This window comes from Streptomyces inhibens (assembly GCF_003389455.1).
Lineage (GTDB): Bacteria > Actinomycetota > Actinomycetes > Streptomycetales > Streptomycetaceae > Streptomyces > Streptomyces inhibens.
Genome location: NZ_QUAC01000192.1, coordinates 15,692 through 27,366 on the forward strand (window position 1 = coordinate 15,692; position 11,675 = coordinate 27,366).

The 11,675-nt window shown below is 70.2% G+C and carries 9 protein-coding genes and 3 pseudogenes; 6 read left to right on the forward strand and 6 right to left on the reverse strand.

Going from position 1 to position 11,675, the window contains the following annotated elements; translation table 11 throughout:
• Positions 1-406 precede the first annotated feature (406 nt).
• The 4 genes and pseudogenes from DY245_RS23855 to DY245_RS23865 all read left to right on the forward strand — a co-directional run.
• Positions 407-1,198, forward strand: coding sequence for a metal-dependent hydrolase (locus DY245_RS23855; protein WP_128509281.1), 792 nt, complete (start codon positions 407-409; stop codon positions 1,196-1,198).
• A 292-nt stretch (positions 1,199-1,490) separates the two neighbouring features.
• Complete coding sequence (locus DY245_RS23860) at positions 1,491-1,922, forward strand: hypothetical protein (protein WP_181923836.1); 432 nt, start codon at positions 1,491-1,493, stop codon at positions 1,920-1,922.
• A gap of 283 nt (positions 1,923-2,205) precedes the next feature.
• Positions 2,206-2,374, forward strand: a pseudogene (locus tag DY245_RS48380) (DUF5701 family protein); the annotation flags it as partial.
• Position 2,375: 1 nt separating this feature from the next.
• A pseudogene (locus tag DY245_RS23865) lies at positions 2,376-2,935 on the forward strand (DUF5701 family protein); the annotation flags it as partial.
• A gap of 10 nt (positions 2,936-2,945) precedes the next feature.
• Here the strand turns inward: DY245_RS23865 and DY245_RS23870 are convergent.
• Positions 2,946-3,929, reverse strand: a pseudogene (locus DY245_RS23870) (IS5 family transposase).
• Positions 3,930-4,004: 75 nt separating this feature from the next.
• Positions 4,005-4,742 (reverse strand): membrane protein YczE, encoded by a 738-nt coding sequence (gene yczE, locus DY245_RS23875; RefSeq protein ID WP_244943217.1) that lies wholly within the window; start codon positions 4,740-4,742, stop codon positions 4,005-4,007.
• 100 nt (positions 4,743-4,842) lie between these two features.
• Here yczE and yczR point away from each other — a divergent pair, with 100 nt between their 5' ends.
• Entirely contained in the window at positions 4,843-6,330 is a 1,488-nt protein-coding gene (yczR, locus tag DY245_RS23880) for a MocR-like transcription factor YczR (RefSeq protein WP_425329434.1), read from the forward strand.
• 247 nt (positions 6,331-6,577) lie between these two features.
• On the opposite strand, the gene DY245_RS46655 is transcribed toward yczR, so the two are convergent.
• Both DY245_RS46655 and DY245_RS46660 read right to left on the reverse strand, forming a co-directional pair.
• The gene (locus tag DY245_RS46655) at positions 6,578-6,964 is read right to left on the reverse strand and encodes an Lrp/AsnC family transcriptional regulator (protein ID WP_244943218.1); all 387 of its coding nucleotides are present in this window, start codon (positions 6,962-6,964) and stop codon (positions 6,578-6,580) included.
• Positions 6,965-6,978: 14 nt separating this feature from the next.
• Positions 6,979-7,557 carry an Lrp/AsnC family transcriptional regulator gene (locus DY245_RS46660; RefSeq protein WP_244943219.1) on the reverse strand — a complete coding sequence of 193 codons (579 nt, stop codon included), beginning with the start codon at positions 7,555-7,557 and terminating at the stop codon, positions 6,979-6,981.
• A 284-nt stretch (positions 7,558-7,841) separates the two neighbouring features.
• Here DY245_RS46660 and DY245_RS23890 point away from each other — a divergent pair, with 284 nt between their 5' ends.
• Positions 7,842-9,047, forward strand: a complete 1,206-nt coding sequence (locus DY245_RS23890; protein WP_220377935.1) for an amidohydrolase — start codon at positions 7,842-7,844, stop codon at positions 9,045-9,047.
• Between the two features lie 142 nt (positions 9,048-9,189).
• Here the strand turns inward: DY245_RS23890 and DY245_RS23895 are convergent, their stop codons facing one another.
• Positions 9,190-10,971, reverse strand: coding sequence for an ABC transporter ATP-binding protein (locus DY245_RS23895; protein ID WP_128509282.1), 1,782 nt, complete (start codon positions 10,969-10,971; stop codon positions 9,190-9,192).
• Positions 10,968-11,675 (reverse strand): ATP-binding cassette domain-containing protein (locus DY245_RS23900; protein WP_147318367.1); only part of this gene is annotated, 708 nt, incomplete at its 5' end. The genes DY245_RS23900 and DY245_RS23895, both read right to left, overlap by 4 nt.

Genomic DNA, 11,675 nt, shown 5'->3' on the forward strand with positions numbered 1-11,675 from the left:
CCTGCGGAAACGTGGCCCTCCAGCCCTCGGCCCGGCTGGCGCGTCGCCGGGCCGGGTGGCGCCGTGCGGAACGTGGACATCGGCCGCCGGCAGTCAACGCAGGCCCACCGCACCCGTGACGTCCGCGGAGGCTTCGGCGCAATGTCTTTACATTCCGTACACGTTCGCGGACGCGCTGTTGTCGTCGGCGGGTGTCCTCCGTACCGTGCCGTCGCCGGAGCGTGGCGGAGATCACCCGGCGTACGCGAAGAGCGGTTCGCCCGTCGGTGTCCGCCGGCCGCTCACCCCCTACCCGTACGGAGATCATCTGACGCTACGCTGAGTCGCCGATCGGGCGTCAGAAGCGCGACTCGGAAGCGTGCGAGGCACCGACGTACGCGCAAGAGAACAAGGGGTGGGAACAACCATGATGGGACCGGCGCACTCGCTGTCCGGGGCCGCGGCCTGGCTGGGGGTGGGCGCGGCGGCCGCTGCCGCCGGACATCCGATGCCCTGGCCGGTGCTCGTCTGCGGGGCTCTGATCTGTGCGGGCGCGGCGCTCGCACCGGACCTTGACCACAAGTCCGCGACCATCTCGCGGGCCTTCGGGCCGCTTTCGCGGACGCTGTGCGAAGTGGTCGACTCGATCTCGCATGCGGTCTACAAGGCGACCAAGATGCGCGGCGACTCGAACCGTTCCGGAGGTCACCGCACGCTCACCCACACCTGGGTGTGGGCCGTGCTGGTCGGCGGCGGGATGTCGCTGCTGGCGATGCAGGGTGGCCGCTGGGCGGTCCTCGGCATCCTCTTCGTGCACATGGTGCTCGCCATCGAGGGGCTGCTGTGGCGGGCGGCCCGGGTCTCCAGCGATGTGCTGGTGTGGCTGCTGGGCGCGGCCTCGGCCTGGATCCTCGCCGGCATTCTCGACCAGCCGGGCAACGGCGCGAGCTGGCTGTTCACCGAACCGGGACAGCAGTACCTCTGGCTGGGCCTGCCGATCGTGCTCGGCGCACTGGTCCATGACATCGGCGACGCACTGACCGTGTCGGGCTGCCCCGTACTGTGGCCCATCCCGATAGGCCGTAAGCGCTGGTACCCGGTCGGCCCGCCCAAGGCCATGCGCTTCAAGGCCGGCAGCTGGGTGGAGCTGAAGGTACTGATGCCGATCTTCATGGTGCTGGGCGGCATCGGCGGCCTGGGCGCCCTCGGATACATCTGACGGGCAGGGGCGCTGTGTTCGGCCGATGGGCACGGTTGGCCGACGCGGTCGCGGCGTCCGGCAGGCGCGGGACGGTAGTTGACCGACGCGGCTGCCGCGCTGCCGCCCCCGGCCACAACTGGCCGACTCGTCGGTAGCCGGTAGCCGGTAGCCGGTAGCCGGTAGCCGGTAGCCGGTAGCCGGTAGCCGGCGGTCGGCGGTCTGCGGTCGACCGCCGACCGGCACGGCGCGGCGCACCCACCATGAGGCGCGCCCCAACGGCGAGGCCGTTGTTCTCCGGCGGCGGCAGCGGGTGGTCAAAGCCCTGAAGACCGCAGCCCGGAACGGCTCGCCGGTCAGCGTGTCCGGCATCGCACGGCAAGCCGACCTCGCCCATGCGCAAGCCCGCAACACCCGCTTGGTCACCCGCCTTCAGCAGTCGGGGCAGCGGCTGTCCGAGGTGCTGGGCGAGCGGGTGGCGGGAGACCGGCCTGGGCGCCCCGCCGCCATCGGCGAACTCCAGCGGAAGATCACCCGCCGTGAACAGTGCAACGTCGAACCAGCCGCCTCCCTGGAAGACCGCGAGGCCGAGTTGGGCGCTGCTCGCGATGCCGGCCGTCGGCTGACGCGGGCCTTGGACCAACGCAACGCGCGTGAACAGCGGGCGGGCGGCAGGGATGGTTGGGCAGCGGAAGGGCCCCCTACGGCTGCGGGGTGGCGCGATCGTGGCGTTCGTCGGCGCTGATGGGTTTGATCGTCTGAGTTCTCTGAGTTCTCTGAGTTCTTTGGGCGGTCGGCACGCACTGGAGTGGACCCTTCTGACTTGCCGCGCCGGTCGAGCCGTTCGTCATGCTCGGGGCAGTACGTACGCCCCTCTCAGGCCTTGATCGTTTCAGGCGGCTTGCGCCTCCTGGGGCCTGTACGGAGTCGTGATCACGGGAAGGGGCGGAGGCAGCAGCGGCGGGAATGTTCCGGCGGGTCGCCTCGTTCACTTTGGGCCCGTTCACGTCGCTATCCCTGGGAGCATCGTGCCCGAAACCATGCCCGTCACCTCCACCGTTCTTCCGGTACTTCCGGCCTTGAGCGTGCAGGCCGAGCGTCTGATCGAGCTGGGGGTGCATGAGATCGCCGGGCTGCCCGCCGCCGAGCTGCGTACCTTCGCCAAGGCCGCCGAGGTTCCTGCGGCCGGCGATGGCGNTGCGTACCTTCGCCAAGGCCGCCGAGGTTCCTGCGGCCGGCGATGGCGCCCTTCTCGCTGTTCACCCAGACCAAGCCCCTGCCTCCGCCCTCGCGCCGCTGCTCCGCCGTGACGGCAAGCCGGGTTTCGTCGTCACCGACATGCCCGACGTCGACCACTTCGCCCCGCTCGAAACGGTCGCGCTGCCCGACGCCCCCCTCTACCTCGTCACCGACCTCGATCGTGGCGACCACATGGCCAACTGGAGCCCGGAGGAGGCGCTGCCCGCCCTCACCAAGGAGGACCGCACCCCGCTGCTGCTCACCGAGGGCATCCACTGGGTGCTCCAGCAGCCGGCGATCCTGGAGCGCAACCGCTGCTTCATGACCATCGGTTCCCGGCTGCGCAAGGCGAACGGCGCCCTGGACGCCCGTACCCCGGCGATCTGGATCAGCAACGGCACGGGGCGGGACGGCCGCGAGCGGCGCAATGCCCCGAAGGTCGGCTGGTGCTGGTGGGGCAACCGCCACACCTGGCTTGGCTTCGCCTCCGCAACGGGCCGCCGGGTCCAGGACCTGTAAGGAGTCGTGATCAGGCGGGGTGGAGGCTGCGGAGCCAGATGATCGAGCCGCGCAGCTGAAGCCCCGCCAGGTAGCTGTCCGGTGTCTTGTCGTAGCGGGTGGCCAGGCCACGCCACGCCTTGATTTTGTTGATGGCTCGCTCGACGGTGTTGCGCCCCTTGTACTGCTCGACGTCGTGGGTGACCGGCCGCCCGCCGATGCTGCCGCGCTTCTTACGGTTCGCGGCCTGGTCCGCCTTCTCCGGAATGACTGCCTTGATCTTCCGTTTGTGCAGGTAGGCGCGGTTGGCTCGCGAGGAGTACGCCTTATCGGCGGCGACGGCGTCCGGGCGGGTGCGGGGACGCCCGACAGTCCCGCGCACCTTGATCTTCTCCAGGAGCGGGATGAACCGGGGGCTGTCTGCAGCCTGCCCGGGCGTGAGTACGAACGCCATCGGGCGGCAGCGGATGTCCGCTGCGAGGTGGACCTTGCTGGTCAGCCCGCCGCGCGAGCGACCAAGCGCGGCCGCTCTCAGCCGGCGCGGCGGCGCTGCCGATGCCGTCGGCGCTCGGCTTGGTCCTCAGGCTCGGTATTCACCGGGGCGGTTTGCCCGGTTTCCACCGCCCCCTTTGTTCTTCGGCCGCGGCCTTCTCCAGTGCCTCGAGTACTTCGGGGTCTCCCACCATCCCGGCGGCGTCATGATGAGCGCGGGTCACCGTGGAGTCCACGCTGACCAGCGACATATCCGCCTCTCCACGGCGAGCAGCCTCGGCGATCATGCCTTCCATCAGCGCAGCGAACACCCCGGCGCTCCGCCACTGGGAGAAACGGTCATAGACCGTCGACCAAGGACCGAACTCACGCGGGATCTCCCGCCACTGACTGCCGGTGCGAAACCGCCAGATCACCCCCTCGAACTGCTCGCGCAGCCGGTAAGGGTAGGGCCCGAACTGCCCGATCGCAGAAACGGTTCGATCAACTCCCACTCGTGATCGCTGAGTTCACGTCGCGCCATCCAGGCGTTCTACCAGTACGCAGAGCAAGCCGGAGCGGGATCCCCCGCACCATTGATCACGACTCCGTACAGGCCCTAGGAGAGTGCCGGGTCACCCATGCGTTCGGCAGTGCTCCTGTAGGCGAACCAGGGCATGAAGAACTGGGCGGTCGGGCCGACCGCGAGTGCGTAGAGCACGGTGCCGACACCCACGCTCCCGCCGAGCAGCCAGCCCACGGCGAGCATGGTGATCTCGATCAGGGTGCGGACCAGCCGGAGGGAACGCCCGGTTGCGGCGGTCGCGCCGGTCATCAGTCCGTCCCGGGGCCCGGGCCCGAAGCGCGCGCCGACGTAGACGGCGACGGACAGCCCATTGAGGAGGATGCCGCCGGCGAGCAGGCCAATCCGGGCAAGAAGTCCGAGGTGCTGGGGGATGAGCCGGAGACCGAGGTCGGATGAGCAGGCCAGGACGACGATGTTGGCGCCGGTGCCGAATGTCGGCCGCTGTCTGAGGGGGATCCACAGCAGCAGGACGACGACACCTACGACGCCGGTGAGCGTGCCGAAGCTCAGGAAGGTGTGCTTCTCCAGACCCTCGTTGAGGACGCTCCAGGGGCTGAGGCCCAGCGACGCCCGGACGAGGACCGCGATGCTGAATCCGTACAGGGCGAGGCCGATGAACAGTTGGGGCAGACGTCTGGTCGGCCGCTCACCGAGGGAGACGTAAGTGAGTGGGGGAGAGCGACGCTTGTGGGACCTGAGGGGCGTTGTGGTGCATTCCTGGTGTCCCGGCCGGAGTTCGCGCTCGGAGCGGTCCGTGACGTCCTGCTGCATACCGGGTTGCCTCCATGGTGTGCTCTGCGCCTTCAAGGCCAATGAGGCAACTCTGTAGAGTGATTGGCCTGGATGACATGGCCAATCCTGGGAGAATGGTGTGGTTGACACGAACCCGTTCCCGCGCGCGGACAGGGTGGGCCGCACGGACCGGACCATAGGGAGCCGACAGCTCGCCGCGATGCTGCCGGACCCGGCGGGAATGCGGCCCGCCTACCGCCACCTGGCTCAGGCGATCAGCGCGCTGATCCTGGACGGCCGTATCGCCCTGCACGTCAAACTCCCCGCCGAACGGGAACTGGCCACCGCCCTCAACACCAGCAGGACCACCATCACCGCCGTGTACGACCTGCTGCGCGAGAGCGGCTACGTGCACAGACGCCAGGGCTCCGGCACCTGGACGACCCTGCCCGAGGGCCGTACTCCCAGCGGCATCAGGCGCCTCCTCGGACCCCAGGACACCGCGATCGACCTGGCCAGAGCCGCACCAGGACTGCCGGAGCAGACGCTCACCGATGCCCTCGCCCAGATCGCCCCGCAGCTGGCCGAGCATGCGCACACCCCCGGCTACCACCCCTACGGCCTGCCGGAACTGCGCGCCGCCATCGCCGAGCGTTTCACCCGGCGGGGCCTGGCCACCGTGCCCGAACAGATCCTGGTGACCTCCGGCGCCCAGCACGCACTCACGCTCGTCCTGGGGCTGCTCTGCGGCCCCGGCGACCGGGTCATGGTCGAGAATCCGTCCTACCCGAACGCTCTGGAGGCCATGCGCCGCGCCCGGCTGCGCACCGTGTCGGTCCCCGTGACCGACACCGGCTGGGACATCGAGATCGTCGAATCGACCTTGCGTCAGGTGGTGCCCCAACTGGCCTATCTGATACCCGACTTCCACAATCCGACCGGCTGCCTCATGCCCGAGGATGAGCGCGTCCGCATCCTGCGCGCCGCGGGGCGCTCCGGCACCTGGCTGGTCATCGACGAGACCCTGGCCGACCTCGCCCTCGACGTCCCCGCCCCGCCGCCCTTCGCCTCCCACGCCACGCCCGGTGGAACCGGCCAGGTCATCACCATCGGCTCGATGAGCAAGACCCACTGGGGCGGCCTGCGCATCGGCTGGCTGCGCGCCCCCGCCCGGCTCGTCACCGAACTCGCCGGCCAGCGAGTCGCCACCGACATGGGCGGATCGGTCGTGGACCAACTCCTGGCCCTCGCCCTGCTGGCACGGGCCGGCGAGCTCTTGCCGTCCCGCCTGGAACAGCTGCGCCGGCAGCGCGCTGCTCTGGCCGAGGCCTTGGCCGAGCACATCCCGCAGTGGACCTGGCAACTGCCGCCCGGCGGTCTGTCGCTGTGGGTCGATCTGGGCGAGCCTGTCGCCTCGGCGCTGGCCGAGCGGGCATTGGACAACGGGGTACGGATCGAGAGCGGTGCCTACTTCGCCACCGACCCGGGCATCTTCGAACAACGGCTCCGCATCCCCTACACCACACCTTCAGAAGCCCTGCGCGAGGCCGTACACCGCATGGCCGCCACCCTCGCCGACGGCCTCTCGCTCCCGTCCGCCACCCGACGACCGCACTGGGTCGCCTGAGAGGGCACCTCACGCCCGGTGACCAGCAGAAAGAGGTCGGTATGGCGAACGCCAGCTGGGCTGACCGAAGTTCAATGGCTAGCTGGAGGTGCGGCTTCCTCCGGCACGAACGCGGACGTCACCGCGGGCCGCTTTGTCGCTGAACGCGGAAGTCAGGTGGAGCGTGACCGGCTTTCAGATGCAGGAGCTCGACCAGCCGAATGGCATGGCCCTGGTTCGGCTCGTGGCGGTTCGGCGTCGGCCGGGCTCAGAGGGTGGTGACGCCGGCGCGCTTGTAGCTGCGGATCAGCAGGGCGGTTTCGGTCGCTATGCCGTCGGCGGCGCCGAAAGCGCGGCTGCTGAAGTCGTGCAGATCTTCCATGGAGCGGTGGCTGGAGTAGCCGAGGACGTTGTACCGCCCGGAGGTGAGGGCCAGTGAGCGCACCTCAGGTTCACGGCCGAGCGCTCGCAGGGTGGCGTCCAGACCGCGTTGCGGGACGGCGAGGCGGAAGCGTGCCTCGATGGGAAAGCCGAGGACCTCGGGCTCCGCGTGGAGCCGCAGGTGCAGGACGTGGGAGCCCATGAGCCGGGAGAGCCGGCGGCGGGCGGTGGTTTCGCCGACCCGCAGTTCCCGGGCCAGGCGGGTGGTGGACATCCGGGCGTCCTCCTTCAGGAGTGCGACCAGCTGCTCGTCCAGTTCGTCGGTCGGCAGGGGGCCGGCAGCGGTGTTCCCTGGCTCACGGCGCGTCGTACCGCAGTCGGCTCGTCGTCATACGGTGCCCAGTCGTTGGCCGTGAGCAGCAAGGTGAGCAGCAGCTGCGTCTCGATGCCGACGACACCGGTCATTTTGGCGATCGGGCCGTCCACGACGGAGAGCAGTTCGCGGTGGTCGGGAACGGTCAGCTCGACGAAGACCGCGGCCGGGCCGGTTGCGACCTCGACCGAGTAGGTATCGGGACGACGGGCGAGGGCGTGGGCGGTGTGGTGGAGGTGACCGGGGGCGCACCGGATCGCGAGCTGAGCGGCCACTCCCGTGCCGATGTATTCGTGGAGCAGGCTCGCGGTGAAGCGGATGCGTCCGGTGCCCAGCATGCGTTCCACCCTGCGGGCGACCGTCCGCTCATGAGCGCCGGTGGCGGCGGCGACCTCCGCGTAGCTCGCCCGGGGCTCTCTGCGCAGGGTCCGCAGGACGGCTTGGTCAAGGGCGTCGAGGGCGATGGGTGTCGGGTCGTCGTCCTTGCTGGTCACGGTGGTCTCCGTTGCGGGGTGCCGCTCAGTATCCGGTGGTGCTGCTCGGGTTGTGCAGGGTTGTCCGAGCGCGTTGCCCAGGCGGATGGATGTGTCGGGATTCGCTGCCGCAGCAGCTTGTTCTGACGCTTTCATCCGACATTTCGGCCACCCATTGTCGTAGATGACGCCTGTGATTCACATTGGCTTCCTGATTCCACCGGGCCCGTGCGTTGTCGCCGGGCCGTGTGCCCCGCCGTCCTTCTCCGGCACGGGTGGGTGGCACGCCTCCAGGAGAGGACCCTGTGAACCTTTCCACCGCTTTCGCCGACGCCCTGCGTGAGCGCTCCCGAGCGCGGCTGACGGCACGCCAGGATGACGTGATCGCCCTCAGCCACAGTCTCCACGCCGAGCCCGAACTCGCCTACGAGGAAACCCGATCCGCAGCCAAGATCGCCGACCTGATGGAGGGCAGTGGCTTCGCGGTGGCGCGCGGTGTATGCGACCTGCCGACCGCCTTCACCGCCACGGCCGGCAGTGGCGATCTTGTGATCGGCATCTGCGCCGAGTTCGACGCACTGCCGGGTATCGGGCACGCCTGCGGACACAACGTGAACGGAGCGGCCGCTGTGGCCGCAGCCCTGTCACTGGCGGAGATCGCCGACGAGATCGGGGTCACCGTCAAGCTGCTGGGCACCCCGGCAGAGGAGTACGGCGGCGGGAAGGTCGACATGATCCATGGGGGTGCCTTCGACGGCGTGGCGGCCGCGATGATGCTCCACGCCGGCCCGGAGGACTGTGCCGGTGCATGCACCCTGGCCATCAGCAGCTGGCAGGTCTCCTACACCGGTACGCCCGCCCATGCCGCCGTCATGCCACACCGCGGCGTCAACGCCGCCGACGCGATGACCCTCGCCCAGGTCGCCATCGGCCTGCAACGCCAGCAGATGATCCCCGGTGGCATCGTCCACGGCTTCGTCGCCTCCGCCGGCGAGGCCCCCAACGTCATCCCGGCCCGGGCCGACGCCTCGTACGACTGCCGGGCCGAGACCCTCGAAGACCTGCGCGAGCTCCAGCGCGCGATCCGCGCCTGTTTCGCGGCAGGCGCGCTGGCCACCGGCGCTGACCTGGAGATTCGCAGCGTCGGCAATGACTACGTCGACCTGCACCAGGACACCCCGATGGCGTCCCTGTACGCCGATGCCGCGTCCCGTCTGGGCCGTACTGTCATGCCCTCCGAGCAGGGCATGCGCGGCGCATCCACCGATATGGGCAACGTCTCCCACTTGGTGCCGTCCATTCACCCCTTCATCGGCTACAACACCAACAACGCCACCGCACACCATCCCGAGTTCACCCGCTACGGCGCCAGTGACGGCGCGGACCGAGCGGTGCTGGACGGCGGCCTCGCCATGGCCTGGACCGCGCCCGCGCTCGCCACCGACGCATCACACCACACTTCGCTGCTCGGACGCCTGGCCGGCCGGCAGACGGGAACGACCGTGAACTGAGCGGGATACGGCAACAGCTCCTCAGCCGGCTCCCCGACGCTGCGGGCCAACGCTCCGTACCGCCATGCCTGAACCGTAGGGAGCGCCTCGTGCGGCTGCGCATCGAAACGCGGACCCTGCACCGGCGCCGAGCCACATCAGGTCACCCATGCCACGACCGCCACAACGCCGCATACGCGCCCTCGGCGGCGACCAGTTCGTCGTGGCTGCCCAGTTCGCTGATGCGGCCTTGTTCGACGACCGCGATCACATCGGCGTCGTGCGCGGTGTGCAGCCGGTGGGCGATGGCCACCACCGTGCGGCCGTCCAGCACCTTGCCCAGTGAGCGTTCCAAGTGGCGGGCCGCCCGTGGGTCGAGCAGGGAGGTCGCCTCGTCCAGTACGAGGGTGTGCGGATCGGCGAGTACCAGGCGGGCCAGCGCGATCTGCTGGGCCTGGGCCGGCGTCAGCGTATGGCCGCCCGAGCCGACCTCGGTGTCCAGGCCCTGCTTCAGGGCCCTTGCCCAGTCGGCGGCGTCCACCGCGCCGAGAGCGGCCCATAGTTCGGCGTCCGTCGCCGCCGTGCGTGCCAGCAGAAGATTGTCGCGGAGCGGGCCCACGAAGATGTGGTGCTCCTGGTTGACCAGTGCCACCAGTTCGCGGATCCGCTCGGCCGGCAGGTCGGAGAGCTCGGCGCCGCCCATGGTGACCGTGCCGGTGCGGGGGCCGTAGATGCCCGCCAGCAGCCGGCCGAGCGTCGATTTGCCGGCGCCGGACGGACCCACCAGCGCCAGCCGGGTCCCCGGCCGGACCTGCAACGAGACCTCGCGCAGCACATCGACGCCCGCGCGGTAGCCGAAGCTGACGTCGTCGGCGTGGACGTCCCGGCCGTCGGGGAGCCGTTCCGCGCCACCGGCCTCCGGCTCGATCTCCCGGACGCCGACGAGCCGCGCGATGGACACCTGGGCCACCTGCAGCTCGTCGTACCAGCGCAGGATCATGCCGACCGGCTCGATCATCATCTGCCCCAGCAGAGCGCCGGTCGTCAGCTGCCCCGGGGTCATCCAGCCCTGGATGACGAATGCCCCGCCGAGCAGCAGCACCGAGCCCAGGAGCAGCACATACGTCACATCGATGACGGGGAAGAGGACCGAGCGCAGGAAGAGGGTGTAGCGCTCCCATTGCGTCCATGTGCGGATGCGGTCCTCGGACCGGGCGATACGGCGTGAGCCCAGCCGATGGGCCTCGATGGTGCGTCCCGCGTCCACGGACTCGGTGAGTACGGCGGACACCGCGGCATAGCCGGCGGCCTCCGAACGGTAGGCGCCGGGCGCCCGTTTGAAGTACCAGCGGCAGCCGACGATCAGCAGCGGCAGCGCGATCACTACGGACAGCGCGAGCGGCGGCGCGGTGACGGTGAGCCCGCCGAGCAGCAGCGCCATCCACACCACACCGATGGACAGCTGCGGTACGGCCTCGCGCATCGCGCTGGACAGCCGGTCGATGTCCGTGGTGATCCGCGACAGCAGATCGCCGGTGCCGGCCCGCTCCAGAACGCCCGGCGGCAGTGCCACGGACCGTACGAGGAAGTCCTCGCGCAGATCCGCCAGCATCAGCTCGCCGAGCATCGCCCCGCGCAGCCGGACCATGCGGACGAACACCGTCTGGGCGACCAGTGCGAGGACGAACAGCGCGACGGTGTGCCCCAGTTGGACGTCCCGGGCGCCCGCGGACAGCTTCTCGACGACCCCGCCGAGCAGATACGGGCCGGCCATGGAGGCGATCACCGCGGCCGCGTTCACGGCGATCAGCACGGTGAACGCCCGGCGGTGGCGGCGGAGCAGGCCGCGGGCATAGCCACGTACCGTCGCCGGTGAGCCGACAGGCAGTGTGGTGAGGATCTGCGGTGCGTCCGGATCGTGCTCCGGCGGCGCCAGGCCGATCATGCGGTCTCCTCGGTCATGCCGGTCGACATCGCCGGCTCGGTGTCCGTCTCGCGGGTGACGACGGCGCGGTAGGCGGGGTGGCTGTGCAGCAGTTCGCGGTGGGTGGCCTCGGCGACGACCTTGCCCTCGTGGAGGAACACCACCTGTTCGGCCCGGTCCAGAAGGAGGGGGCTGGAGGTGAGCACCACCGTCGTACGGCCCGTCCTGATCTCCCGTAGGCCGTCGGCGATCCGGGCCTCGGTGTGCGCGTCGACGGCGCTGGTCGGTTCGTCGAGCACCAGCACCTCCGGGTCGGCGACCAACGACCTCGCCAGCGCCAGCCGCTGGCGCTGGCCGCCGGACAGGGAGCGGCCGCGCTCGGTGATGTGGGTGCGCATCGGGTCGCCGGAGTCGTCGACGGACGCCTGCGCCAGCGCGGCCAGTACGTCGTCGCACTGGGCCGCGGCCAGCGCCTTCGTCGCGTCCACATGCCCGGAGGCCGGTACGTCGAGCAGCTCGCCGAGGGTGCCGGAGAGCAGCATCGGGTCCTTGTCCTGGACGAGTACGGCGCCGCGGGCGGCGTCGCGCGGCAGGTCGTCCAGCGGTGTGCCGCCGAGGACGACGGACAGCGGGCTGTCCGCGTCGGCGCCGTCCTCGTCGCGCTGCGCCGGGTGGCCGCCGAGGCGTTCGGCGAGCCGGCCCGCGGCGTCGGGGTCGCCGCAGAC